The sequence below is a fragment of the Hungatella sp. SL.1.14 genome, assembly GCF_024460495.1.
Lineage (GTDB): Bacteria > Bacillota > Clostridia > Lachnospirales > Lachnospiraceae > Hungatella > Hungatella hathewayi.
Map to the genome: position 1 here is coordinate 86,852 of NZ_JANFYJ010000017.1, position 25,734 is coordinate 112,585.

Annotated in this window: 21 protein-coding genes; 17 read left to right on the forward strand and 4 right to left on the reverse strand. The window is 49.1% G+C overall.

All coding sequences use genetic code 11. From position 1 onward, the window contains the following. Nucleotides 1–211 precede the first annotated feature (211 nt). The 17 genes from NE473_RS18200 to NE473_RS18280 all read left to right on the forward strand — a co-directional run bounded on the left by NE473_RS18200 (nucleotide 212) and on the right by NE473_RS18280 (nucleotide 21,129). Entirely contained in the window at nucleotides 212–1,486 is a 1,275-nt protein-coding gene (locus NE473_RS18200; RefSeq protein WP_006771740.1) for a glucose-1-phosphate adenylyltransferase, read from the forward strand. After that, nucleotides 1,483–2,604, forward strand: a complete 1,122-nt coding sequence (glgD, locus tag NE473_RS18205; RefSeq protein ID WP_002605624.1) for a glucose-1-phosphate adenylyltransferase subunit GlgD — start codon at nucleotides 1,483–1,485, stop codon at nucleotides 2,602–2,604. The genes NE473_RS18200 and glgD overlap by 4 nt, the downstream gene beginning before the upstream one ends. A gap of 26 nt (nucleotides 2,605–2,630) precedes the next feature. Further along, nucleotides 2,631–2,918 carry a septation regulator SpoVG gene (spoVG, locus tag NE473_RS18210; RefSeq protein WP_006771739.1) on the forward strand — a complete coding sequence of 96 codons (288 nt, stop codon included), beginning with the start codon at nucleotides 2,631–2,633 and terminating at the stop codon, nucleotides 2,916–2,918. 179 nt (nucleotides 2,919–3,097) lie between these two features. Then, nucleotides 3,098–4,084 carry a diaminopimelate dehydrogenase gene (locus tag NE473_RS18215; protein WP_155560879.1) on the forward strand — a complete coding sequence of 329 codons (987 nt, stop codon included), beginning with the start codon at nucleotides 3,098–3,100 and terminating at the stop codon, nucleotides 4,082–4,084. A gap of 17 nt (nucleotides 4,085–4,101) precedes the next feature. Further along, entirely contained in the window at nucleotides 4,102–4,518 is a 417-nt protein-coding gene (locus NE473_RS18220) for a DUF3783 domain-containing protein (RefSeq protein WP_155560880.1), read from the forward strand. A gap of 51 nt (nucleotides 4,519–4,569) precedes the next feature. Beyond that, a complete protein-coding gene (locus NE473_RS18225; protein ID WP_022030447.1) occupies nucleotides 4,570–5,349 on the forward strand; it encodes an SseB family protein in 780 nt (259 codons plus the stop codon). A 258-nt stretch (nucleotides 5,350–5,607) separates the two neighbouring features. After that, nucleotides 5,608–7,338 (forward strand): ABC transporter ATP-binding protein, encoded by a 1,731-nt coding sequence (locus NE473_RS18230; protein ID WP_055650580.1) that lies wholly within the window; start codon nucleotides 5,608–5,610, stop codon nucleotides 7,336–7,338. Between the two features lie 12 nt (nucleotides 7,339–7,350). After that, on the forward strand, nucleotides 7,351–9,168 hold the full coding sequence (locus tag NE473_RS18235) for an ABC transporter ATP-binding protein (RefSeq protein WP_118042397.1): 1,818 nt from the start codon (nucleotides 7,351–7,353) through the stop codon (nucleotides 9,166–9,168). A 431-nt stretch (nucleotides 9,169–9,599) separates the two neighbouring features. Then, nucleotides 9,600–10,928, forward strand: a complete 1,329-nt coding sequence (locus tag NE473_RS18240; RefSeq protein ID WP_155560881.1) for a Gfo/Idh/MocA family oxidoreductase — start codon at nucleotides 9,600–9,602, stop codon at nucleotides 10,926–10,928. A 44-nt stretch (nucleotides 10,929–10,972) separates the two neighbouring features. Then, nucleotides 10,973–12,694: a peptide ABC transporter substrate-binding protein gene (locus NE473_RS18245; RefSeq protein WP_006772775.1), complete on the forward strand. Its 1,722-nt coding sequence runs from the start codon at nucleotides 10,973–10,975 to the stop codon at nucleotides 12,692–12,694. A 123-nt stretch (nucleotides 12,695–12,817) separates the two neighbouring features. Next, nucleotides 12,818–13,771, forward strand: a complete 954-nt coding sequence (locus tag NE473_RS18250) for an ABC transporter permease (protein WP_022031703.1) — start codon at nucleotides 12,818–12,820, stop codon at nucleotides 13,769–13,771. A gap of 11 nt (nucleotides 13,772–13,782) precedes the next feature. Further along, the gene (locus tag NE473_RS18255; protein WP_155560882.1) at nucleotides 13,783–14,715 is read left to right on the forward strand and encodes an ABC transporter permease; all 933 of its coding nucleotides are present in this window, start codon (nucleotides 13,783–13,785) and stop codon (nucleotides 14,713–14,715) included. A gap of 39 nt (nucleotides 14,716–14,754) precedes the next feature. Next, a complete protein-coding gene (locus NE473_RS18260; protein ID WP_006772771.1) occupies nucleotides 14,755–15,783 on the forward strand; it encodes an ABC transporter ATP-binding protein in 1,029 nt (342 codons plus the stop codon). Continuing rightward, nucleotides 15,780–16,775 carry an ABC transporter ATP-binding protein gene (locus NE473_RS18265; protein ID WP_006772770.1) on the forward strand — a complete coding sequence of 332 codons (996 nt, stop codon included), beginning with the start codon at nucleotides 15,780–15,782 and terminating at the stop codon, nucleotides 16,773–16,775. Before NE473_RS18260 ends, NE473_RS18265 begins: the two co-directional genes overlap by 4 nt. A 62-nt stretch (nucleotides 16,776–16,837) precedes the next feature. Continuing rightward, the gene (locus tag NE473_RS18270; protein WP_006772769.1) at nucleotides 16,838–17,521 is read left to right on the forward strand and encodes a FadR/GntR family transcriptional regulator; all 684 of its coding nucleotides are present in this window, start codon (nucleotides 16,838–16,840) and stop codon (nucleotides 17,519–17,521) included. 95 nt (nucleotides 17,522–17,616) lie between these two features. Continuing rightward, nucleotides 17,617–18,801, forward strand: coding sequence for a trans-sulfuration enzyme family protein (locus tag NE473_RS18275; RefSeq protein WP_118042396.1), 1,185 nt, complete (start codon nucleotides 17,617–17,619; stop codon nucleotides 18,799–18,801). 63 nt (nucleotides 18,802–18,864) lie between these two features. After that, entirely contained in the window at nucleotides 18,865–21,129 is a 2,265-nt protein-coding gene (locus tag NE473_RS18280) for an alpha-galactosidase (protein ID WP_155560883.1), read from the forward strand. 131 nt (nucleotides 21,130–21,260) lie between these two features. Here the strand turns inward: NE473_RS18280 and NE473_RS18285 are convergent, their stop codons facing one another. From NE473_RS18285 to NE473_RS18300, 4 genes are all read right to left on the reverse strand, one after another. Further along, nucleotides 21,261–22,010 (reverse strand): phosphotransferase family protein, encoded by a 750-nt coding sequence (locus tag NE473_RS18285; RefSeq protein WP_006772766.1) that lies wholly within the window; start codon nucleotides 22,008–22,010, stop codon nucleotides 21,261–21,263. 146 nt (nucleotides 22,011–22,156) lie between these two features. Then, entirely contained in the window at nucleotides 22,157–24,067 is a 1,911-nt protein-coding gene (glgB, locus tag NE473_RS18290) for a 1,4-alpha-glucan branching protein GlgB (protein WP_155560884.1), read from the reverse strand. A gap of 4 nt (nucleotides 24,068–24,071) precedes the next feature. After that, nucleotides 24,072–25,406, reverse strand: coding sequence for an alpha-amylase family glycosyl hydrolase (locus tag NE473_RS18295; protein WP_155560885.1), 1,335 nt, complete (start codon nucleotides 25,404–25,406; stop codon nucleotides 24,072–24,074). Nucleotides 25,407–25,431: 25 nt separating this feature from the next. Then, entirely contained in the window at nucleotides 25,432–25,650 is a 219-nt protein-coding gene (locus NE473_RS18300) for a YaaL family protein (RefSeq protein ID WP_006772763.1), read from the reverse strand. Nucleotides 25,651–25,734 lie beyond the last annotated feature (84 nt).

A 25,734-nucleotide genomic window follows, 5' to 3' on the forward strand; every position in this document is an offset into this window, starting at 1 on the left:
AAGATTATACTGTATTTTGGGCTGCGATTCAAGGGGGAGACTGTGTAAAAACGCTATATCCGGCATGAAATGTAAAAGAAAACCATATTTAAGGAAAAATGTCGGAAAATGCACAAAAAAGTATAACAATATTTCAAATATTTGTTCACTATTTTTTAAATGTGTGGTATAATGCTAGTACAATAAAATTCTAACAGCAAGAGGTGATAACGTGATTAAAAAAGAAATGATTGCCATGCTTTTGGCAGGCGGCCAGGGAAGCCGTTTAGGTGTACTGACACAGAAGGTAGCCAAACCAGCAGTATCGTTTGGCGGGAAATACCGCATTATCGATTTCCCGCTCAGCAACTGCATCAATTCAGGAGTTGATACGGTCGGAGTTTTGACACAGTATCAGCCATTACGTTTGAACACCCATATCGGAATCGGTATTCCGTGGGATTTGGACCGTAATGTGGGTGGAGTAACCGTTCTCCCACCTTATGAGAAGAGCAAAGGCAGCGACTGGTATACCGGTACAGCCAATGCGATCTACCAGAATCTGGAGTTTATGGAGACGTATAACCCGGATTATGTGTTAATCCTCTCAGGAGACCATATCTACAAGATGGATTATGAGGTTATGCTTGAGTATCACAAAGCGAATAATGCAGATATCACCATTGCTGCCATGCCGGTTCCGATTGAGGAAGCCAGCCGTTTCGGAATTGTAATTACTGATGAGAACAACCGTATCACGGAGTTTGAGGAGAAGCCGGCGAACCCGAGAAGTAATCTGGCGTCGATGGGTATTTACATATTCAGCTGGAAGGTTTTAAAAGAAGCCTTAATCAAGATGTCTGAGGAACCGGGCTGTGACTTTGGCAAGCATATTATTCCGTACTGCCACGCAGCGGGACAGAGAATATTTGCTTATGAGTACAATGGTTACTGGAAGGACGTAGGTACGTTAGGTTCTTACTGGGAAGCCAACATGGAGTTGATCGACATTATTCCTGAATTTAATTTATATGAGGAGTACTGGAAGATTTATACCAAGAGTGATATTATTCCGCCTCAGTATGTGTCTGAAGATGCAGTGATTGAGAGGAGCATCATCGGAGAGGGCTCCGAGATATACGGTGAAGTCCATAACTCTGTGATCGGTGCAGGTGTTACTGTAGCGAAAGGCGCCGTGATCCGTGATTCCATCATCATGCGCGAGAGTGTGATTGGTGCCGGTTCCTCAATTGATAAGGCTGTCATCGCTGAGAATGTTAAGATTGGATCAAACGTCGCACTCGGCGTGGGGGAATACGCACCGAGCAAGTATGATCCGAAGGTATACCAGTTTGACCTGGTTACCGTGGGTGAAAACTCTATTATCCCGGACAATGTCAAAGTTGGAAAGAATACCGCCATTGTAGGGGAGACGATCGTAGAGGACTATCCCGACGGATTACTGGCAAGCGGAGATTACATCATAAAGGCAGGTGGTATGCGATGAGAGCAATAGGAATTGTATTAGCAGGCGGTAACAGTAAGAGAATGCGGGAATTGTCCAACAAGAGGGCGATTGCAGCCATGCCGATCGCAGGCAGCTACCGCAGCATTGATTTTGCACTGAGTAATATGACGAATTCCCATATTCAGAACGTGGCAGTGTTGACCCAGTATAATTCCAGGTCTCTTCATCTCCATTTAAGTTCTTCCAAATGGTGGGATTTCGGAAGAAAACAGGGCGGTTTATTTGTATTCACGCCAACCATTACCGCGGAAAGCAGCGACTGGTACCGTGGAACTGCCGACGCATTATATCAGAATCTTACTTTCTTAAAGAACAGCCATGAACCGTACGTAGTTATCTCGGCCGGTGATGGTATCTATAAACTGGATTACGGCAAGGTGCTGGAGTATCATATTGAGAAAAAGGCCGATATCACCGTAGTCTGCACGGATCTTCCTGAGGGAGAGGACGTAACCCGTTTCGGTCTGGTGGGAACCAACGAGGACGGCAGAATTACCGATTTTGAGGAGAAACCCATGGTGGCTTCCTCCAATACCGTATCCTGCGGAATCTATGTTATCAGAAGACGTCAGTTAATTGAGCTGATTGAGCGCTGCGCCATGGAAGACCGCTACGACTTTGTCAATGATATTCTGGTGAGATATAAGAATTTAAAGAGGATCTATGCATATAAGATGGATTCTTACTGGAGAAATATCGCCTCCGTAGAATCCTATTACAGAACGAACATGGATTTCTTAAAGCCGGAAGTCAGAGATTACTTCTTCCGCCAGTATCCGGATGTATATTCCAAGATTGATGATCTGCCGCCGGCAAAGTATAATCCCGGCGCAGTCGTGAAGAACAGCCTGGTATCCAGCGGAAGCATCATTAACGGTGTAGTTGAGAATTCCGTTCTGTTTAAAAAAGCCTATATTGGAAATAACTGTGTGATTAAGAATTCCATCATTTTAAATGATGTTTATATTGGGGACAACACGGTTATTGAGAACTGTATTGTAGAAAGCCGGGATACAATCCGCGCGAATACGACTTACATAGGTACACCGGACAATATTAAAATTGTCGTAGAGAAAAACGAAAGATACACATTATAGGTAATGTGACGGGAAGGGGTTTTGACATGCAGATTACAGATGTTAGGGTAAGACGTATTGAAAAAGAAGGAAAGATGAAGGCTATCGTATCAATTACACTGGATAATGAGTTTGTAATCCATGATATCAAGGTAATTGAAGGGGAGAAGGGATTGTTTATCGCCATGCCGAGCCGGAAGGCAGCAGACGGAGAATACCGAGACATCGCACATCCGATTAATTCGAATACCCGTGACATGATTCAGAGAGTAATCCTGGACAAATATGAGACAACCGCATTGGAACTGCCGGAGGAAGAGGCAGCAATGGCCTGACGTTAGAGTTGGGACAGGCAGCAGAGAAGTGAAGTTTGAATGAATAGAAGCCGCATGGAGGGCCGATTGGCCGCCATGCGGCTTTGCTGGCTTAAAAAAGCAATTTACATATGGGGGACAGGCGGGTTATAATGGGGGTAGCGTTTAGATAGTTTATGACAAGGAGAGGAAGTACGAATATGACAATCAAAATTGGTATATTAGGATATGGGAATCTCGGTAAGGGCGTGGAGTGTGCAGTGAAGCATAATCCGGATATGGAGTTGGCGGCTGTCTTTACCAGGAGAGACAAAGCGTCGTTAAAAGTACTGACGCCCGGAGTGAAGGTTTGTTCCGTCCAGGAGGCGGAGTCGATGAAGGATGAGATCGATGTGATGATTTTATGCGGCGGCAGCGCTACGGACCTTCCGGTTCAGACGCCGGAGCTTGCGAAGAACTTTCATGTCGTTGACAGTTTTGATACACATGCCAGGATACCGGAGCATTTTGAAGCAGTGGATGCAGCGGCGAAAGAGAGCGGTCATGTGGGGATTATCTCAGTGGGATGGGACCCGGGAATGTTTTCCCTGAGCCGTCTGTACGGCAGTGCTGTTCTGCCGGAGGGAAAGGATTATACTTTCTGGGGCAGGGGAGTCAGTCAGGGCCATTCCGATGCGATTCGCCGCGTGGAAGGAGTGAAGGATGCCAGACAGTATACGGTGCCGGTAGAGGCTGCACTGCAGGCTGTGAGAAATGGAGAAAACCCGGAGCTGACTACAAGGCAGAAGCACACGAGAGAGTGCTTTGTGGTGGCGGAAGAAGGGGCTGATTTAAAGCGGATTGAGGAAGAAATCGTGACGATGCCCAACTACTTTGCCGATTACGATACGACGGTCCATTTTATCAGTGAAGAAGAGCTTATGAGAGATCATAAGGGGATTCCGCACGGCGGTTTTGTGATACGCACCGGAAAGACCGGATGGGAGAATGAGCACAGCCATGTGATCGAGTACAGCCTGAAACTGGATTCGAACCCGGAATTTACGGCTTCTGTCATTGCAGCATACGCGAGAGCGGCATACCGTCTGGGGAAAGAAGGCGTAACGGGCTGTAAAACGGTATTTGATATTGCGCCTGCGTATTTAAGTTCTATGAGCGGGGAAGAATTAAGAAAACATCTGCTGTAGGAACAGGAGGAAGAGGCATGGCGGCGAAAGAGATGGTTCTGTATTATCAGCCGGCGAAAGAAAAAGAGGCCGGCAATGCATCAAAAGCGGCAAAGTTAAAGGGTGTTCTGATTCGTATGGGAGTCAGAATTAAAAATATTACACCGGAGCAGACCGGGCAGACGATTGGCTATCTGGCCGGTTTTGACGGATTCGATGAGATGGAACCGCAAGAGGGAAGTGTGGCTCCGGAAATCGATGAAGAGATGCTGGTTATGAAGAATTTTACGAACCGGCGTATTGATGAACTGCTCGTGGGACTGCGGCGGGCCGGTGTGCCGAAGATTGAATTAAAGGCGGTCGTCACAGAGACGAACTGCGGATGGTCCTTTTATACTCTGTACGAAGAGCTTAAGAAGGAACGGGAAGCCATGACGAAGAAAGAGGAAGACTAATCGGGATCAGGGCGAAATGATATTATTTAACTGAAAGAAGGAGAAGTACCGATGGATAACGAAGGAAAGAAGGCGGCACAGACAGACCGGCAGGCGTTACTGGGGCGTCTGAGAGACACCAGGGAACTGTATGTGATTGTTTCAGCGTGTACAAAGCTGCCGTATGTTGTATGTGCCCCGGAGACATTTGACGACGAGGTGCTGGTGTTTTTTAAACCGGAGGAAGCAGAAGCCAGGGCAAAGAGCCTGGCGGCGGAAAAGATTCCGGTGAGCGTCGTAAAAATGGAAAATAAACAGCTGCTTTTGTTCTATACAAATTTATACACAATGGGAGTCAACGCGATTTCCCTTGAAGATTCCGGGAAGGAAGAACTCATCCAGCTGGAGGACTTTGTCAGACGGAGAGGAGACGAGCCCGGCGAGGAAGGAAAAGTCTGGGTGGAGAATCCGGCGCTGCACTTGACTGCCCTGTATTATATGCAGGAGGCGAGAAGACAGCCGGGGCCGGAGATGAATTCCAAACTTATGGAGCTGCAGGAAGAGATTGAGATGCATTTCCGCAAGGGCAATTTCATACTGGCCATACAGAAGGAAGGCAATGGAATCCCTCTTGTAAAGATGAAAAATGGGGATGTCTATCAGGCGGCATTTACAGATATTCTGGAATTTCAGAAGTTTAACCGGGAAGACCAGCTGCGGCCGGTAATCGTTCCGGCGGAAAAGGTCTCCCAGGTACTGGCAGGGGATGCCATCGGTGTTATCTTAAACCCCATGGGAATTAATCTTCCGCTGGCAGTGAACCGCCCGCCGAAACAGGAAAACAGGCAGTAGGAAGATGCGCAGGTGGCGGCAGAGAGAGTTTGCAGCTCTTTCTGCCGCTGTTTTTGTGATTATTTTTGGGGGGCTGGTTCTCGTGTCATGGTTGCGGTGTCAAGGCTGGGGAGGCTTGACCGTTTGAACGGACAGAGAATGCCTGATGAAACTGGCAGAACGGAATGCGGACAGAAGCCTGATTCCTGTAGACGCAGCTGGTATTCTTGCGCGTTTTGGTGGAATCCTGTATAATGGAGTCAGTGGGTGAGGTAAACGATGAAGAAGATATTTTCGTATTATTTAAAGCCGTATTATCTGCGTATGGCAGTCGGTTTTCTTATTAAATTTACAGGAACGCTGATGGATTTATTCCTTCCGTGGACACTGGCTTATATGATCGATACGGTGATTCCGGCAAACCAGAGGCCGGAAATATTTTTGTGGGGATTTTTCATGATTTTCTGCTCGGTTCTGGCAGTGGTGTTCAGTGTTGCGGCGAACCGGATGGCCTCCCGGGTGGCGAGCAGCGCGATTGAAACGATCCGGGGAGATTTGTTTGAGAAGGTGAGCCGTTTATCCAATACGGAGATTGACCGCTTCACCAGGCCGTCTTTGATATCCAGGCTGACAAGTGACACGTATAATGTTCACCAGATGCTTGGAAGAGTCCAGAGGCTGGGAGTTCGTGCGCCCATCCTGTTGATCGGCGGTATTACCATGACCATGGCGCTGGACCCGGTTCTGGCGTGTATTCTGCTGGCGGTTCTTCCGCTGCTGACTTTGGTGGTGGTCGTGGTATCAAAGAAGACGATTCCCATGTTTTCCGTTCTTCAGGACCGGGTGGACCGGTTCGTCCGGCTGATTAGAGAAGATATCGCGGGTATCCGTGTGATTAAGGCATTGTCAAAGGAATCGTATGAGAGGGAGAGGTTTGATCAGGCGAACCGCGAGGTGGTGGACTGGGAACGGAAGGCGACCGTGACCACCAGCATCACCAATCCTGTCATGAATGTACTCTTAAATCTGGGCCTTGTGGCGGTGATTCTTACCGGGGCTTTCCGTGTGAACCAGGGGACGTCAGAGGTCGGAAAGATTCTTGCCTTCATGACGTATTTTACGATTATTCTGAATGCGCTGATGTCTATTTCCAGGCTGTTTATCATGATTTCGAAGGCAGCGGCATCTGCAGCACGTATCGTAACGGTGCTGGAGGCGGATCAGGAGATGGTTCTTCAGGAGCTGGAGACGGATGAGGAAGCCGCGATGGCGGAAGCGGAGGCTGATTCGGTTCATGTAGAATTTGATCACGTGTCCTTTTCCTATAATAAAGTTGAAAATAATCTGGAGAATATCAGTTTCCGGCTGAAGCGGGGAGAGACGCTGGGGATTATAGGGGCCACGGGAGCAGGGAAGACGACGATTGTGAACCTGCTGATGCGTTTTTACGATGCCGATCAGGGAACGGTACGCATTGATGGGAAGGATGTGCGCACCATGGGGCTTCATGAGCTGAGGAAGCGTTTCGGAGCCGTATTTCAGAATGATACGATATTTGAAGATACCATTATGGAAAATATTAATATGGGAAGAGATTTAAGTGAAGAGGCGGTTATGGAAGCCGTTCTTTACGGACGAGCCAGCGAGTTTGTGGCGGAAAAAGGCGGAATTTCGGAACAGCTGGATATTAAAGGGGCCAATTTAAGCGGCGGCCAGAAGCAGAGAATTCTGATTGCCAGGGCGCTGGCGGCCAGACCGGATATTCTGATTCTGGATGATTCCTCCAGTGCGCTGGACTATAAGACGGATGCGGCGCTTCGAAAGGAATTGAGAGAACATTTCGCGGAAACCACCTGTGTGATTATCGCCCAGAGGATCAGCTCTATTATGAACTCCGATCACATTATGGTTCTGGAGGATGGGCAGATGATCGGATACGGGACACATCGGGAACTCATGGAGACATGTGAAATTTATCGGGAAATCGGAAAATCCCAGATGGGAATATAAGGGGGCGGGATCATGGCTGCACGCAGCAGAAGTGAAAAGCGGCTGGATGCCGCATATAATGAGCCGCAGGGACGTTCTCTGATTCAGAGAAAGCACACCATACTCCGCCTGGGCCGCTACATGATACAGTATAAATGGCTGCTGCTTCTGGCGTTTGTTATGACGGTGGGGAGCAACCTGCTGGCTTTGGTGGGGCCCATGCTGTCGGGATATGCGATTGACGCCATTGAACCGGGGATCGGAAAGGTGGATTTTTCGAGGGTTTTTCATTACGCCGGGTGGATGGCGGCGTTTTATGTGATTTCTTCGGTGTTGTCTTACGCGCTTTCTGTTCTGATGATCACCATCAGCCGAAAGGTGGTCTACCGGATGAGGAAGGATGTATTCGATAAGATGCTGGCCCTTCCTGCGGGATATTACGACTTACACCAGACGGGAGACATCATCAGCCGCATATCCTATGACATTGATACGGTTAATGAGTCGCTGTCCAGCGACCTGATACAGATTTTGACCACAGTGATCACAGTAGCAGGCGCTCTTTACATGATGGTGGTGATATCACCGAGGCTGGTGCTGGTATTTGCCTTTACGGTGCCGCTCTCCGCCTGTATTACAAAGTTCGTTACAGGCAGGACTCGTCCTCTTTTCCGGGCAAGATCGGCAAGTCTGGGGAATTTAAACGGGTTTGTGGAGGAGATGGTAACCGGCCAGAAGACGTTGAGGGCTTATTGCCAGGAGGAACATGTGATTCAAAAATTTGCGGTGAAGAATAAGGAGGCTGTGGAGACGTATTACCGGGCGGAGTACTATGGCAGCATGGTAGGTCCCATGGTTAATTTCATCAACAATCTTTCACTGTCTTTAATCAGTGTTTTTGGAGCCCTTCTTTATCTGGCCGGGTACATGACGGTGGGCAGGATCTCTTCCTTCGTGTTGTATTCGAGAAAGTTTTCCGGCCCGATCAATGAGGCTGCCAATATCATGAGTGATTTACAGTCTGCGCTGGCCGCGGCGGAGCGGGTGTTTGCTCTGATGGATGAGATTCCTGAGGCTGCAGATATGCCGGGCGCTATAGAACTGGGGCGCGGAGAGGAAGAAGTCAGGGGAGAGGTCGAGCTGTCCCACGTGGATTTTGGGTATGACCGGGACCGGATTATTCTGCATGATCTGTCTCTGAAAGCGGATCCGGGTAAGCTGATTGCGGTGGTGGGTCCTACAGGCGCGGGAAAAACGACGCTGATCAATCTTCTGATGCGGTTTTACGATCCGAACTCAGGAGAAATCCGGGTGGATGGCCATGAGATCCGCGGTGTGACAAGAAAAAGCCTTCGGAAGTCTTACGCCATGGTTCTGCAGGATACCTGGCTGTTCCATGGGAGTATCTATGAGAATCTGGCATACGGTAAAGAAGGGGCGACGATGGACGAGGTCATGGCAGCGGCGAAAGCAGCCAGAATTCACTCGTTTATCAAGCGTCTGCCGGATGGCTATGAAACAATTCTGACAGACGACGGGACAAATATATCAAAGGGACAGAAGCAGCTGCTGACCATAGCGCGTGCGATGCTTCTGGATGCAAGAATGCTGATCCTGGACGAGGCCACCTCCAATGTGGATACGAGGACGGAGATTCAGATCCAGGAAGCTATGAGGAAGCTGATGGAAGGAAAGACGTGCTTCGTGATTGCGCACCGGTTATCGACTATACGAAACGCCGATCTGATCCTGGTTATTAAGCAGGGAGAAGTGGTGGAGAAAGGAAATCATGAGGAATTAATGAGGGCAGAGGGGGAGTATTATCAGATGTATACGGCTCAGGGGGAGTGAATGAGAGCAGTGCGCAGCGCAGCGGAGCTGTGCACTGCGGATGTTACAGTTCACACCCTGTCCGGTGCCCTGCAGCCCGCTGATTGTTCAAAATTCCTAAAAAACCATCTAAACATTGACAAATATTGAGTAATATGCTATTTTTAATATAAACAGACAGGAGACGATTCACTCGTTTTTATTTTTTAAACTCAACCTATCATACAGCATATAGCATATAGGTTGCGGCTAAATGTCACTCATGCATTCAATTCATTATCGTATGAGATCATCGTACGGGATATGGGAAAGAAGTGCATAGAATATGTCAATCAGCCATCCCCTCGCACCCTTTTCTGCCAGTGGAAGAGACGGAATGAGCGGAGATGGCATGTATTGCACCCGGGGATCAGTAAAATTCGTCAGGTGCTCATATCAAGGAGGACATCAATATGAAAAGACCAGTAACAGCGGCAATTGCAGGTCTGGGCAACAGGGGAAATGATATCTATGCCCATTATCAGCTTGTAGCGCCGGAGGAGATGAAGGTGGTGGCCGTCGCGGACCCTGTGGCAAAGAAGAGGGAGGCTGCCAGAGCAGAGTACGGTGTAGGACCTGAAAACTGTTTTGAAACCGTGGAGGACTTATTAAAACAACCGAAACTTGCCGATGTCCTGGTAATTGCGACTCAGGACAAGCAGCACGTGGCCCAGGCAGTGGAGGGAATTAAAAAGGGATATCATATTCTCTGTGAAAAGCCTATTTCCCCAAGTCTGGAGGAATGTCTTCTATTGCAGAAAACAGCCCATGAATATGGCCGTATGGTAGCGGTGGGACATGTGCTCCGTTACACTCCGTTTTACTCAAAGATAAAAGAAGTGATTGAGTCCGGACAGATCGGGGATGTGGTCAGTGTCCAGGGACTCGAGAATGTAAAATACTGGCATCAGGCTCACAGCTTTGTGAGAGGTAACTGGCGGGATTCGGTGGAGACAAGCCCTATGATCCTTGCAAAGTGTTGTCATGACATGGATATTTTCGTTTGGCTTCTGGGAAAGAAGTGCAGACGGGTTTCGTCCTATGGATCTACGTATCTGTTTAAAGAATCAATGGCGCCGGAAGGATGTGCCATGCGCTGCCTCGACGGGTGTGCGGCGAAAGAGAACTGTCCATATGATGCGGAAAAGATTTATATTACGGATAAGGGAACCGGAATCCGTCATGTGGTTGACGAGAAGCTGACCGGTGATGACGCGTGGCCGTGCTGCGTACTCTCTCAGACGCTGACTGAGGAGGCGATCTATGAGCAGATAAAGACGGGCCCATACGGCCGTTGTGTGTATCACTGCGATAATAATGTGGTGGACCATCAGGTGGTCAATATGGAATTTGAAGGCGGTGTGACGGTTAATTTCACCATGAGTGCCTTTACCAGCAGCGGGGGCCGCGATATTAAGGTTATGGGAACTATGGGAGATATCATCGGTGATTTACATACAGGAATTGTGAAGGTCACAAACTTTGGAAAAGAGACGGAGATTTATGATATCAATGCGACTGCAGGTGATTTATCCGGTCATGCAGGCGGCGATAACCGCCTGATTCATGATTTTCTGGAAGCGGTAGTGGAGGGAGAGACAAAGGGGCAGTTAAGGACCGGCGTTGATGTTTCCATACAAAGCCATATCATTGCTCTGGCGGCAGAGTATTCCAGAGTCCATAAAGGTGAAAATGTGGAGCTGGAGGAGTTTATTCAGAGTGAAAAATATAAAGAGCTTTAAGGGAATCCATTATTTATAAAGCGTTAGAGAAGGAGAGGAATTCTATGAAAAAAAGATGGTTAGCTTTATGTCTGGCAACAGTGATGGCGGCATCCTTAACTGCATGCGGCAGTTCCAAGACGTCTGCGCCGGATACAACGGGAACAGAGACGGCTGCGGCAGGCAGTGAGACGAAGGCCGGAGGCGAAACGAAGGCAGAAGAGGCACCGGCAGGTGCGGTGGAACAGGTGGTGACCATTCCGATGTTCAGTGATCCGGATACGCTGGATCCGGGACGCTCCGATGACGAGCAGAAGAATGCTATCGTACTGGAGATTCAGGAAACGTTAATCCGTCTGATGGACGGCAAGGTAACACCGGGAGGCGCCGAGAGCTGGGAGACCTCCGACGACGGACTGGTATGGACCTTTAAGCTGAGAGACAATCAGTATTCTGACGGTACGGCTGTAACAGCACAGGATTATGTGAATTCAATTCGCAGAATCTTTGATCCGGAGGTTAACTGCCACAATGCAGGAATCTTCTACTGCATCAAAGGAGGAGAGGATTTTAATACGGGAAAGGGAAGCAAGGAAGATGTAGCGGCGAAAGCAATTGATGACAAAACTCTGGAAATCACTCTGACAGAACCGCTTCCATATTTCTTACAGCTGATGACATTTGCCAATGTGACTCCGGTTCCGGAATCCAAGACCCAGGGCGAGAAGAACTCTTCCTACGGTGCGACGGCAGAGGAACTCAGCAGTTCAGGACCATTCTACGCGGCAGAGTGGACCCGCGGTTCCAAAATTGTGTTGAAGAAGAATCCGAATTACTGGGATGCGGCAAATGTAAAACTGGAAACAGTCAACATGGTGCTGGCACAGGACGAGAATACAAGAGAGCAGATGTTTAATCAGGGCCAGCTCGATATCTTGAGAAAGGTCCGCAGTGAGTACGCGGATACATTAAAGGCCAAAATTGACGGAGGCGAGGTACAGCTTTTAGAGGGACCGCAGCCGAGATACAGTTATATCTGCTTTAATAACGAGGATCCGGATGGGATCTTTACCAACGAAAAAATCCGTATGGCATTCTCTATCGCTCTGGACAGAGAATCGCTGGTTAAGAACGTTATGAAGAAGGATCAGGCTGCATACGGTATGATTCCTTACGGTTTGAGTATTGGCGAGGAGCTGTTCCGGGATGTTTATCCGGAACCGATGAAGGACTTCCTGGCTCAGGACCCGAAAGCACTCCTGGAAGAGGGCTTAAAAGAGATTGGAAAAGAAGGAGAGCAGATTACGGTTACATTCCTTCAGAAGAACTCGGATAATGATACGAAGGTTCAGGCAGAGTATTACCAGAATCAGTGGCAGACAAAGCTGGGCGTTATTGTGAAGATCGACACGGCGTCTGACAACTCTTCCTTTAACAACCAGGTATCCAAGGGACTGTATCAGGTATGTCAGACCGGCTGGGGCGCGGACTATAATGATCCGATGACATTTATGCAGTGCTATATGACAGGAGACGGCAACAATCCGGCATTCTTCTCCGATGCCAGGTATGATGAACTGGTGGAAGCGTGCAAGACAGAATCTGACATGAAGGTGCGCGGTGAAAAATTTGCGGAAGCAGAGAAGATTATAACAGTGGAACACTGTGGTCTGGCACCGATTACCTTTACATACGACAAGAATGTGGCAAAGAGCAGCGTGAAGGGCTTCTATATCAATGGAGCCGGCGGCCCGGCAATCGAACTGAAAAGTGCATATGTAGAATAGAATTAAGAGATCAGAACATGGACTTTGACAATGCGGGGCAGGTATTTACTGCCCCGCATTGTGCGTGAAACCAGATCGGTTATGGGGAAACGCATAAGTCAGAAACAGGATGGGAGGTTCAAGATGGTAAAATATATTTTGAAGAAGATCGGTTATATGATAGTTACACTCTGGGTAATTCTGACGATAACCTTCTTCCTGGTCAGCGTCATTCCGGGCGATCCAATGCAGGCGGACACCAAGGTGCTTCCAGAGGCGGTTGTGGAGAACTTAAAGGCCCGGTGGGGACTGGATAAACCCATAGGAGAACGGTATGTCATTTATTTGAAAAATCTTCTCCATGGAGAACTGGGAGAGTCTTATAAGACCCCGGGGCTTACGGCAAATCAGATTATTAAGGACAGGTTCCCGGCTTCCGCAAGGCTCGGAATTCAGGCTGTGGTGTTAGGGCTGGTTCTCGGACTGCTTCTGGGAATTCTGGCGGCCTTTCACCGGGGAACCTGGATTGATTTTATTACAATATTCATTGCGATCGTGGGGGTTTCTATCCCAAGCTTTGTATTTGCCGCCCTGCTCCAGAAATACGGCGGCGGTGACTATTTCCCGATTGTCGGCTGGGTATCACCCGGAATGAAAATACCTGACATTTTCCGATATACGGCGCTGCCGACACTGGCAGCTTCCATCGGCGGCCTGGCTACGTATTCACGGTTTATGCGGTCTTCGGTGCTGGATGTGCTGAGCTCCGACTATATCCTGCTGGCCAAGGCAAAGGGGCTGTCGAATTGGAAAATCATAACGCGCCATGTACTGCGCAACAGCATCACTCCCATTATTTCCATTGTGGCGCCGCAGGTGGCGGGAATTGTGACCGGATCCTTTGTTATTGAGAGAATTTTCTCCATACCGGGCCTGGGCCGTTACTACGTGGACAGCGTCAATGGCCGTGATTACCCGATGGTTCTGGCCACGACCATCTTCTTTTCCTTCATCTTCATTCTTTCGATTGTCGTGATGGATATTTTATATGCAATTGTCGACCCGAGAGTCCGTAAGGGCATTATTGAAGGAAAGTAAGGAGGAGAGCCATGGAACAGGGAAATGAAATGACAGTTACAAAAGATCTATTCCGGCGTGTCGGAGTGGATGAACAGAAATCAGAATCCGTGGTGCGCCCCAGTATTTCCTACTGGCAGGACGCGGTCCGGAGGTTAAAACAGAATAAGGTGGCTATGGTAAGCCTGGTTGTGCTCCTGTTAATTCTGGTGATGTGCGCCATAGGGCCATATATTTATCCCCACCCGTTTGATGAGCAGAATATTGAGTTTACGAATCAGGCGCCTTCCCTGCAGCACTGGTTCGGGCTGGATGATCTGGGGCGAGATATCTTCGCGAGAATCTGGATGGGGGGAAGAATCTCCTTAACCATTGGAATTGTGGGGGCGATCGTGTCGCTTGTAATTGGAGTGCTGTATGGCGGAATCAGCGGATACTGCGGCGGTCTTGTGGATGATATTATGATGAGAATCGTGGAAATCCTGGTAGGAGTGCCGTATATGGTGGTGGTCATTATCATGTCTGTGGTGTTGGGAAAAGGTATGACTTCCCTGCTGATTGCGCTGTGTATCACAAGCTGGACGAATCTGGCGCGAATTGTGAGAGGACAGGTGCTGGAACTGAAGGAGAGCGAATACGTTCTGGCAGCCCGGGCGCTGGGAACGCCTCCTCTTCAGACCATTGTGACGCACCTTCTTCCCAATACACTGAGCCTGATTATCATCAATACGACTTTTTCCATACCATCATTTATCTTTGCCGAGGCATTTTTAAGCTTCGTAGGGATGGGAATTCAGCCGCCGCTTACAAGCTGGGGAGCTATGGCCGCTCTGGGGCAGCAGCAAATGTCTTATTATCCCCATGAGCTGATTTTCCCGGCGCTGGCAATCTCCTTGACCATGCTGGCATTTAACCTGCTGGGCGATGGACTCCGGGATGCGTTTGATCCGAAGCTGCGCCAGTAATATGGTTTGTGAATAATAGAGGAAAGGCAGGCATCACCTATGAGTCAACCATTACTTGAGGTTAAAAATTTAAAGGTATCATTTCATACATATGCCGGGGAGGTACAGGCGGTCCGGGGCGTGGATTTTACGCTGGAGGCCGGAAAAACCATGGCGATCGTGGGGGAGTCCGGAAGCGGAAAAACGGTGACTTCCAAGGCGGTTATGGGGTTAATTGCTTCACCGCCGGGTGAGGTAAAGAAAGAGAGCAGTATCCTGTTTGAAGGTACGGATATTTTAAAGTATACGGAAAAACAGTGGCAGGATTACAGAGGCAAGGATGCGGCCATGATTTTTCAGGATCCCATGACATCTCTCGATCCGACTATGAAGATCGGGCGGCAGATCATGGAAAGTATTGTGGAACATCAGAAGGTGGGAAAACGGGAAGCCATGCAGAGGGCCATAGAACTGCTTAAAAAGGTGGATATTCCCAATCCGGATGAGAGAGTTCATCAGTATCCTTATGAATTTTCAGGCGGAATGCGCCAGAGAGTGGTTATCGCCATCGCGCTGGCCTGCAATCCGAAGCTGATGATCGCGGATGAACCGACTACGGCGCTGGATGTTACGATTCAGGCACAGATCATCGGCCTTTTAAAGGAGATACAGAAAGCAAACAATACATCGGTTATCATGATTACTCACGATCTGGGAGTCGTGGCCGGTATGGCGGATACGATTGCGGTTATGTATGCGGGCTGTATTGTGGAATATGGTAATGTCTTCGACATATTCAACGCGCCGCAGCACCCGTACACCAACGCCCTCTTAAACGCGGTTCCCAGACTGAATGTGGAGAATAAAGCGCAGCTGGAGGTGATTCCAGGGACGCCGCCGGATCTCATATCACCGCCAAAGGGCTGCGGATTTGCAACGAGATGCAAATACTGTATGGAAATATGCCGTCAGGCGCCGCCGGAATATACGGAGGTATCAGATACCCACAAGGCAGCCTGCTGGCTCCATCATCCGATGGCCAGAGAGGCATTTGATTACGATGATATAAGGAGGGTTTTTGAAGCATGACAGGGATAGAAAAAGATAATCAGAAACCCATGGTCCATGTGGAACATTTAAAAAAGTATTTTCAGGTACGGAAAAAGGGGATTTTAAAAGCGGTGGACGACGTATCCTTCGATATCTGTGCCGGAGAGACTCTGGGACTGGTGGGGGAGTCGGGCTGCGGCAAGACAACCTGCGGGCGTACGGTTGTAAAGCTGTACCCGGCTACATCGGGAACCATTGAGTTCGATGGAAGAGATGTGGGCCGGTTAAAGACAAATGAGGAGATAAAATGGTTCAAAAAGAACGCTCAGATCATCTTTCAGGACCCTTATGCTTCCCTGGACCCGCGTATGACAGTGGGCGATATTGTCGCGGAAGGTATGAAGAACCATGATTTATATCCGGGGAAGGAGCGTATGGAACGGGTCCATGAGCTGCTTAACCTGGTTGGACTTAACAAGGAACATGCCAACCGGTTCCCTCACGAGTTTTCCGGCGGCCAGCGACAGCGTATCGGCATTGCCAGAGCACTTGCTGTAGACCCGAAGTTTATCGTCTGTGACGAACCCATATCAGCGCTGGATGTGTCAATTCAGGCCCAGGTGGTCAATTTGCTGGTGCGTCTTCAGAAAGAACTGGGACTGACATACCTCTTTATTGCCCACGATTTATCCATGGTGAAACACATCTCGGACCGGGTGGGGGTTATGTATATGGGCCATATTGTGGAGCTGGCTTCCAGTGCGGAACTGTACCGGAACCCGCAGCATCCGTATACGAAGGCACTGCTGTCGGCAATTCCCGTGCCGGATCCTGAGTTTGAACGATCGAAGACGCTCATACCGCTGGAAGGAGAGGTGGGGAGTCCGATCAACTGCAGTGAGGGATGCAGATTCGAAAAACGGTGTAAATACGCGACGGAAAAATGCCGCAGTGTGACTCCGCAGCTTACGGAAATAGAGACGGGACATTACGTCTCCTGCCATCTTTTAAACCAGGCAAAAGGCCATTGATTGACAGTCTCTGTTTATTATGATATGGTTAAAAAAATATTATTTTTAAGAGAGAGAGCACGATGGTTAATAAGATAAAGAGGACTTCCCTCCAGTCCGAGATCATACGGTTTATTCTGGATTATATCAGAGAACATGATTTGAATCCGGGGGATAAACTTCCTTCACAGGAGAGCCTGCTGGCCATGATGGGGGTCAGCAGGACTTCTCTGAGGGAGGCCATGAAGACGCTGGAAGCCAGGGGGATTCTGGAGATTCAGAATGGAAAAGGCGCCTATGTGGGCGGTTTGGTGGATGCTGACGGTGTGCAGGTCATTGATTTTACACAGGAAAAGGAACGTCTTCTGGAAGCACTGGAAGTGCGCAAGATTCTGGAACGGGAGATTTTACGGATGCTGATCCATACCATCACCGATGAGGAGTTAAAGGAACTGGGAGAGATTAAGGACATCCTGATGAGCAAATACCGGCGGGGGCTGCAGCAGACGGCGGAGGATAAAAAGTTTCATTATACCATCTACCGGCTTTGCCATAATCAGGTAATGTATCAGCTGATTCTGTCTTTAAACAATGTGATGGAGAAGTTCTGGGAGTTTCCTCTTAATATGGAGGACCCGTTTCTGGAGAGTATTCCGCTCCATGAAGAGCTTTACGAGGCGATCTGTGAAAAGAACGTAAGGAAAGCGCAGTCTATCAATGACAAGCTGTTAGAGGCAGTTTACAGAGATATCAGAAAACAGAGGTAACAGATATGGATTCAGGGGGCATAAACAGAAGCGGTTCGTGCGCCCTCATTTAAACCTATCACATAGCATATAGGTGTGAAGAAAAGGGGGATAAGATGACAGATCAATCGGAGTATTTAAAAAATGATAAGCTGATAACATCTCATTATGGGGAGGAATTTGAGCATTATTACAATGCCGTTGTTCCTCCGATTTTTATGAATTCACTCAATGTCTTTGAGACGGTTGATGATTACTATGACAGCGATAAAACGGATAAGCATGTTTACTGCTATGGGCGGGTACAGAACCCGACGGTACGGATTCTGGAGGATAAAGCAGCGGCTCTGGAGCAGGGGACCGGTGCTCTGGCGTTTGCTTCGGGCATGGCGGCGGCGACGACAGCGGTTCTCACGGTCTGTAAGGCCAAAAGCCATGTGGTCTGTATTCGAAGTGCTTATGGACCCTTAAAGACGTTTCTCAATGAATACTGCAGGGAGCACCTGGATATGAGTGTCACGTATGTCAAAGGGGACGATACGGAGGAGTTTGAACATGCTGTCACAGATCAAACGGATTTAATTATTCTGGAAAGCCCTTCTTCGGTTGTGCTGTCTCTTCAGGATATTCATGCGGTATCTGAAATTGCAAAGAAACACCATGCTTACGTTTATATCGACAACAGCTTTTGTACACCGATTTACCAGAAGCCGCTCTTGCTGGGCGCGGATATCGTGATGCATACCGCCTCCAAATATATGGGGGGTCACAGCGATATTATCGGAGGAGTCCTGGCTGTGAAGGACGAGGAACTCATGGCGAGGCTGAGGCAGCAGAGAGAGCTTTTTGGCGGGATCATAGGTCCGATGGAAGCATGGTTAATCATTCGCGGCCTGCGGACGATGGAGGTGCGCGTGGAACGGCATCAGGCAACAGCCATGGAAATCGCGGAGTTTTTAGAGAGTCATCCAAAGGTGAGAAAGGTCTATTATCCGGGGCTTTTGTCTCATCCGCAGCATGAACTGATGAAGCGGCAGCAGGGCGGAAATACGGGGCTTTTGAGTTTTGAGATTAAAGGAAGCGTGGAACAGGCAAAGGAAGTGGCACAGCGGCTTAAAATCTTTAAGATCGGCGTTTCCTGGGGCGGTTTTGAGAGCCTTGTCTGTATGCCTCATGCGAGACAGGATGCGGAATCATGCCGTTTCCTGGGAGCGGACCAGAATGTACTGCGTATTCACTGCGGACTGGAAGGTGCAGAGGTATTAAAGGCTGATTTAGAGAATGCGCTGTCATGCGTGTGACAGAGGGAAAAAGAACCCGCCGCATCCGGCTGGGGCAAAGTATATACAGGGGGATTACAGGATATGGCGATTGCTTTTCATGAAAGAACGGGAGAGTTCCATCTTTATAACCGGGAAATCAGTTATATTATGAAGCTTCTGCCTGACGGGTCTGTCGGGCAGCTGTACTACGGAAAACGGCTTCGTGACAGGGAAGATTACGGTCACATGCTGGAATATGCTGTGAGAGATATGGCACCCTGTCCATTTGAGAACGACAATACGTTTTCCCGGGAACATGTCCGGCAGGAATATCCGGTGTATGGAACGGGAGACATGCGCTGTCCGGCTTATCGTATTACCTGTCATAACGGAAGCAGAGTTACCGGTTTTGCATATACCGGACACCGTATTTACGAGGGGAAAAAGCCGCTTGAGGGACTGCCCGCAGTGTATGTGGAGAACGACAGGGAAGCATGTTCCCTGGAGGTGTATTTAGAGGACCGTCTGATCCATACAAGGCTGGTGCTAACGTATACTGTCTACCGTGATTTTCCTGTTATTGCCAGACATGCAAGGTTTGAATGCATGGAGGGCTGTGAGGGGATCCGGTTGGATCAGGCCATGAGTCTGAGCCTTGATCTGCCGGACAGCTGCTATACGATGCTCGATTTAGCGGGCGCCTGGGGAAGGGAGCGCTATCCGGACTTTCATCCGCTTCATCAGGGGATTCAGTCGGTTCACAGTATGAGAGGACACAGCAGCCATCAGTTTAACCCGTTTCTGGCACTGACGAGGCCGGGAACCGGGGAGACGGCAGGGGAGGTCATCGCAGCGGCCCTTGTGTACAGCGGTAATTTTCTTGCCAGCGCTGAGGTGGATACCATGGGGACAACGAGAGTCATGATCGGTATTCATCCGGAGGGATTTTCCTGGCCGCTTGCAGCGGGGGAGCATTTTCAGACCCCTGAGGCACTGCTGATTTATTCCGATAAGGGATTAAACGGGATGAGCCAGGTGTTTCATCAGCTGTTTCGGACCAGGCTGGCCAGGGGCTGGTGGAGAGACCGGGAGCGCCCGATTTTAATCAATAACTGGGAAGCTACCTATATGAACTTCAACGAAGAAAAGATTCTGACTCTGGCCGAAAAGGCAAAGGAGGTGGGGGTAGAGCTGTTTGTCCTGGACGATGGGTGGTTTGGAAATCGGGACGACGACACTTCATCCCTTGGAGACTGGTACGCGGACCGGAAAAAACTTCCGGATGGCATTGAAGGATTGTCACAGAAAATACGGGATATGGGGCTCTCCTTCGGTCTCTGGTTTGAGCCGGAGATGATCAGTCAGAACAGCCGCCTGTATGATGCGCATCCGGACTGGGTGTTGGGAAACGGGGACAGGCCGCGTTCTGTGGGACGCCATCAGCTGGTTCTGGACTTTTCGAAAGATGAGGTGATCGATTATATTGGGGGACTGATGGAGGATATCATCGAGCGTGGGCACTTAAGCTATATCAAGTGGGATATGAACCGCAGCATCACCGAGGTATGGTCATCGGGAAGAGGGGCCGCCGAACAGGGAACCATCCTGCACCGGCAGATTCTTGGGGTCTATCGGCTGTATGAACGTTTGATCCGAAAATTTCCTTACGTTCTGTTTGAATCGTGTGCCAGCGGCGGAGCAAGATTTGATCCTGGCATGCTCTATTATGCGCCTCAGGCGTGGACCTCGGACGACACGGATGGAGTGGAGCGTATAAAAATCCAGTATGGAACGTCTTACGTGTACCCGTTAAGTTCCATGGGAAGCCACGTTTCCGCAGCTCCCAATCATCAGACACACCGCAGTGTCCCGTTGGCTGCCCGTGCAGTCTGTGCGTATTTTGGTACATTCGGTTATGAGATGGATGTTGCGGGGATTGGCGGGGACGAACTGGAACAGATGAAAAAACAGACGGCATTTATGAAGGCACACCGCAGACTGATTGCAGAAGGGACATTTTACCGTTTGATCAGTCCCTTTGAAAACGAACGCAATGAGGCTGGCTGGATGGTGGTTTCTCCGGATAAACGGGAGGCGCTGGCAGCTTATTTCAGAGTGCTGCAGCCAGTCAATACAGGGTTTTGCAGGATGAGGCTTTCGGGACTTCTGGAAGATGGGGAATATGAGATCCGGGAACAGGGGCTGGGGACACTGCCATATACGTATTATGGGGATGAGCTCATGAATTCCGGTTTGATTCTGTCGGACCAGGCCAGCGGTGTAAGGTCGGCAGGGGTGCCGCAGGGGGATTATCTTGCGAGGCTGTTTATTCTGAACGTGAGAGACGGCAGAGATGGAAGAAGATAAACGGAATGGTTTCCAGTTTGTTATTTTTGTGGATAATGAGCAGGACGGACGCGTTGGTGCGTCCGTTTGGAAGCAGCCGTGAAAGTCAAAAACCCCTCCGGGACATTCCCGGAGGGGTTCCAATTCTTATTCTACTGATAATCGCAGACATTCGCCCATTTCTGAAGTAATTCAACTTCTTCCGGACGCTTTTTCGACAGCTGAGCAGCAGCTACGATCGGCAGCCATGTCTGCACATACTTCTTGGCTGTACCGGTCTTCTTACAGAAGATATCCATATACATATCAGCTTTTTTCTGATCCTGCAAACAGAACAGAAGGTAGGTTCTGGCAACATCTGCACTGGCGTTACCCTGAGTTGCGTGTACCCAGTCGAGAACACACATGGAGCCGTCTTCTCTTACGACGATATTGGTCGGGTTAAAATCACCGTGGCATAATTTGGTATGCTTTGGCATGCTGTCCAGCTTGGTACGCATGTCGTAGCGTGTGATATCACTTAATTCTTCGGTCTCAAGAATCTGCCTGGACATCTTATCCTTCAGCTTGTTTAACAGAGGACAGTGTTTGGAAAGAATATTCAGATGAAGATCAACCATCTGTTCCATGTATTCTGCAAGCTTGTCAGGGTTCTCATCCATCAGCTGCTGGAGGGTTTTGCCTTCAATGAAGTCAAACGTAATGGACCACTTACCTTCAAATACACCGACTTCCAATACCTTTGGTACGTCAATTCCGCCGGTTTCTTCTACACGCGCGGTAATCAGCGCTTCATTTAACACTTCCGCCTTCGGGAAATCTGCGTTGAAAACCTTAATCGCCTTGTCTCCGTCACGATATACTTTTTTTGTTGCTGTTGTTGCAATCAATTCTGCTGCCATATATAACCTCTCCTTCCATCCTTGAGTCTAAACTATGTAGTAGTTTTGGTTCTTTTATTTTACTACAAATTCCATAAAAAGTACAGATATTCCGGTAAAAAGTTCAGAATATTTTGCATACAATTTACATAAAACTAAAAATATGATCAGAAACGGAAAACTGCGGTTCCGTATGCCGGAAGCGGGAAGGCGATGGAGTAATCCTGGCCGTCACACTCTTTTTTCACCGAACGGAATGCAGGCGCTTTGTCGCCGCGTTTATAGAGGCCGTGGCTGTTATCCAGCACCAGGGTATAGGTGCCGCGTTTCGGCACGCCTACACGGTAATCCGGCCGCTCTACTGGAGTGAAATTGATTACAAATAAAAGACTCCGTTTGTGGTCGCGGCTGCTGCGGACAAAACTGAAGATGCTGCGGTCCCCGTCGTTGGCATTGATCCACTGGAATCCATCCCAGTCGTAATCCAGCTCGTAAAGCGCCGGATATTTGCGGTAGAGCTGCAGCAAATCTTTTACATAGCTCTGTAAATCTGCGTTTAACGGTTCGTCAGCCAGATACCAGTCCAGCGCCGTCTTCTCATCCCACTCGTGGAACTGGCCGAAATCCTGCCCCATAAAGAGCAGTTTCTTGCCCGGATGTCCCAGCATGAAGGTGTAGCCCGCTTTTAAGTTGGCGAACTTGTCGTCCAAAAGTCCGGGCATCTTGTTGATCATGGAGCATTTCAGATGGACGACCTCGTCATGGGACAGCACTAAAATGTATTTTTCGCTGGTAAAATAGGTGAGTCCGAACGTCATCTTGTGGTGGTTGTATTTGCGGAAATACGGATCCAGCTTCATATATTCCAGAAAATCGTGCATCCATCCCATGTTCCACTTAAAGGTAAAGCCGAGACCGTCGTTTTCCGGCTTCTGTGTCACCTTCGGCCATGCGGTGGACTCTTCGGCGATGACAATGGCGCCGTTTCCGCGGTCCGCCATCACGCTGTTTAAGTGCTTGAAAAATTCAATGGCTTCCAGATTTTCATTGCCGCCGTATTTGTTGGGAATCCAGTTTCCATTTTCCCGGCCGTAATCCAGATAGAGCATGGAGGCGACGGCATCCACCCGCAGTCCGTCCACGTGGTATTTTTCCACCCAGTAAATGGCGTTGGCGATGAGGAAATTGTCTACCTCATATTTACTGTAATCAAATACTTTCGTTCCCCAGTCCGGGTGTTCCCCTTTTCTGGGATCAGCGTACTCATAGAGGGCTTCTCCGTCGAATTCAGAGAGGCCGTGGGCATCCCTGGGAAAATGGGCCGGCACCCAGTCAAGAATGACGCCGATGCCTTTTTTATGCAGGTAATTGATGAAATACATGAATTCCTGTGGCGTCCCGTAACGGGAGGTAGGGGCAAAATAGCCCGTGACCTGATATCCCCAGGAGCCGTCGTAAGGATGCTCCGCGATGCCCATCAACTCGACGTGGGTGTATCCCATATCGGTTACGTAATCCGCCAGTTCCTTTGCAGCTTCCACATATGTATAGCAGCCGTCTTTCTCCGGTCTGTTTTTCCTGCGCCAGGATCCAAGGTGAACCTCGTAAATGCTCATTGGAGCGTTCAGGGGATCGGCGCTCCCCCGTTTTTCCATCCAGGAATCGTCACTCCACTGGAAGCCGGAGATATCGGTGGTGACAGAAGCGGTTCCGGGCCGGTATTCCGCGCTGAATGCATAGGGATCCGCCTTAAATAAGATTTTGCCGCTTTTCGTTGTAATGGCGTATTTGTATAATTCGCCGGTGGCAATGCCGGGGACAAATGCCTCCCAGATTCCTGAATCCGCCAGCGGCTGCATCGGATTTGCCTCCGGGTTCCAGCTGTTAAAATCACCGACGACGCCGATCTGCTCCGCGTGAGGCGCCCAGACGGCAAAGTACATGCCGCTTTTCCCCTTGTATTTTTTCGGATGTGCGCCCATCTTCTCGAAGATTTCGTAATGCCTGCCGTTGTTGAAGAGATAACGGTCCACTTCCGTGATAAATCCTGTCCCAATTTCCTTTTTGCTTCCTGCCATATGTTTAGCCCTCCGTAATCTTTAGAATAACCCCCCGGTTTGCCGGCAGAGTTACCGTGATTTTCTGATCTGTAACGGGATACTCTTCTCCATCGAGAAGATTGACCGCTGTGGTGCCGGTTACCGGGCTTGGTATGGTGACGGAGGTTTCCGCCCCATCGTTATTTACCGCGGTAATGATGGCATGTCCCTGGTGGAACCGTGCAAATGCATACTGTCTGTTGGTGAGAAGGAGTTCCTGATACCGCCCCCCGTGGAATTCCGGATTCTCATCATGAATGGTTCCCAGTCTGGCAATAAGATCTGTCAGGCCGCAGTGAAGTGTTTCCCTGTCTGTGATTGCGATGCAGGGCCGAAGCGCATCATCGCTCGTCTTTGTCCGCCGGCCTTCCACGCCCCATTCGCCTCCGTAATAGATGGAAGGAATCCCGGGAAGGGTGAACAAAAGTGTGTAAACGGGATATAAATGATCCGGATCGTTTAGTTTGCTGGCGATCCGGTCTTCATCGTGGTTGTCTACAAAAGTGTAGAGTCTGCCGCCGATGGCTTCGAGGCGCTTAACGTTATGGGCTATTTCGAAGTAATTGTGGTCGTTGTGGCCGGAGTAAATGCTTTTGTGCAGCTCATAATTGGTGACGGAATGAAGCATCTCATCGTTCACCCATCTGCTGTAATCACCGTGAATCACTTCGCCCATCAGCCAGAAATCCTCTTTCATGGCAGCGGTCTGGCTCCTCAACTCTTTCATGAAGCCGAAGTCAAGCACGTTGGCGCAGTCGAGGCGGATTCCGTCGATATCGAAGTTATCGATCCAGAACCGGATCGTGTCAAATAAGTACTGTTTTACATCGGGATTCCACAGATTCAGACAGGGAAGTTCATAATGACCCTGCCAGGCCTCATAACCAAAAGAATCTCCCAGCGGACTGTTCCAGCCGAAGTTTACACCCCTGTACCAGTCACGGTAAGGAGAGCTCTCCCGATTGGCGGCAATGTCCAAAAATGCAAAGAACTCCCGGCCTGTGTGGTTGAAAACTCCGTCAACCACCACTTTGATGTCCGATTCATGACACAGGGAGACAAAGTTCTTAAAGCTTTCATTGTCACCCAGACGGCAGTCCACCGTGCGGTAGTCCCTTGTGTCATACCCGTGTGAGGAGGACTCAAACAGTGGCCCGATGTAAATGGCGTTACAGCCAAGTGACCGGATATGAGGAATCCATTGATCCATTTCCTCAAAACGGTCTGTAACGTCGGCACCGGAATTCTCTTTCAGCGCTCCCGTTAACCCTAAGGGATACATATGATAAAATACCCCTTTTTCATACCACTTGCTCATATACTTATCCTCCAGTGTGAAATGTTTATACCTCCCGGCTTTTGAATCGCCGCAGGAGGAACTGATAACGCAGCTGTGCCGCGTTTAGTTCGTAGATATAGCAGTCGATCAGCGTGGGGTCGATCACCTGTTCAAAATGGTTTCTTGCCGAGTCGATGGCCGTTTTGGAACGCTCGATCTCCCGGCGCAGGTTTTTTTCTTCCTCGGAACGGACCAGCCGTTTTCTGAATATTATGTTTTTCATCGTTTTTCATCTCCAGATTAGAATGAGTCAATAGTTCTTTTATAAAAAATAGTATATCTGGAAAATACCATAATATTCATAAAT

Bases quoted from the DNA above. Each gene is read 5' to 3' on its own strand.
- glgD (WP_002605624.1), top strand. From the start codon at position 1,483: ATGAGAGCAATAGGAATTGTATTAGCAGGCGGTAACAGTAAGAGAATG.
- spoVG (WP_006771739.1), top strand. From the start codon at position 2,631: ATGCAGATTACAGATGTTAGGGTAAGACGTATTGAAAAAGAAGGAAAG.
- NE473_RS18215 (WP_155560879.1), top strand. From the start codon at position 3,098: ATGACAATCAAAATTGGTATATTAGGATATGGGAATCTCGGTAAGGGC.
- NE473_RS18220 (WP_155560880.1), top strand. From the start codon at position 4,102: ATGGCGGCGAAAGAGATGGTTCTGTATTATCAGCCGGCGAAAGAAAAA.
- NE473_RS18225 (WP_022030447.1), top strand. From the start codon at position 4,570: ATGGATAACGAAGGAAAGAAGGCGGCACAGACAGACCGGCAGGCGTTA.
- NE473_RS18230 (WP_055650580.1), top strand. From the start codon at position 5,608: ATGAAGAAGATATTTTCGTATTATTTAAAGCCGTATTATCTGCGTATG.
- NE473_RS18235 (WP_118042397.1), top strand. From the start codon at position 7,351: ATGGCTGCACGCAGCAGAAGTGAAAAGCGGCTGGATGCCGCATATAAT.
- NE473_RS18240 (WP_155560881.1), top strand. From the start codon at position 9,600: ATGAAAAGACCAGTAACAGCGGCAATTGCAGGTCTGGGCAACAGGGGA.
- NE473_RS18245 (WP_006772775.1), top strand. From the start codon at position 10,973: ATGAAAAAAAGATGGTTAGCTTTATGTCTGGCAACAGTGATGGCGGCA.
- NE473_RS18250 (WP_022031703.1), top strand. From the start codon at position 12,818: ATGGTAAAATATATTTTGAAGAAGATCGGTTATATGATAGTTACACTC.
- NE473_RS18255 (WP_155560882.1), top strand. From the start codon at position 13,783: ATGGAACAGGGAAATGAAATGACAGTTACAAAAGATCTATTCCGGCGT.
- NE473_RS18260 (WP_006772771.1), top strand. From the start codon at position 14,755: ATGAGTCAACCATTACTTGAGGTTAAAAATTTAAAGGTATCATTTCAT.
- NE473_RS18265 (WP_006772770.1), top strand. From the start codon at position 15,780: ATGACAGGGATAGAAAAAGATAATCAGAAACCCATGGTCCATGTGGAA.
- NE473_RS18270 (WP_006772769.1), top strand. From the start codon at position 16,838: ATGGTTAATAAGATAAAGAGGACTTCCCTCCAGTCCGAGATCATACGG.
- NE473_RS18275 (WP_118042396.1), top strand. From the start codon at position 17,617: ATGACAGATCAATCGGAGTATTTAAAAAATGATAAGCTGATAACATCT.
- NE473_RS18280 (WP_155560883.1), top strand. From the start codon at position 18,865: ATGGCGATTGCTTTTCATGAAAGAACGGGAGAGTTCCATCTTTATAAC.
- NE473_RS18285 (WP_006772766.1), bottom strand. From the start codon at position 22,010: ATGGCAGCAGAATTGATTGCAACAACAGCAACAAAAAAAGTATATCGT.
- glgB (WP_155560884.1), bottom strand. From the start codon at position 24,067: ATGGCAGGAAGCAAAAAGGAAATTGGGACAGGATTTATCACGGAAGTG.
- NE473_RS18295 (WP_155560885.1), bottom strand. From the start codon at position 25,406: ATGAGCAAGTGGTATGAAAAAGGGGTATTTTATCATATGTATCCCTTA.
- NE473_RS18300 (WP_006772763.1), bottom strand. From the start codon at position 25,650: ATGAAAAACATAATATTCAGAAAACGGCTGGTCCGTTCCGAGGAAGAA.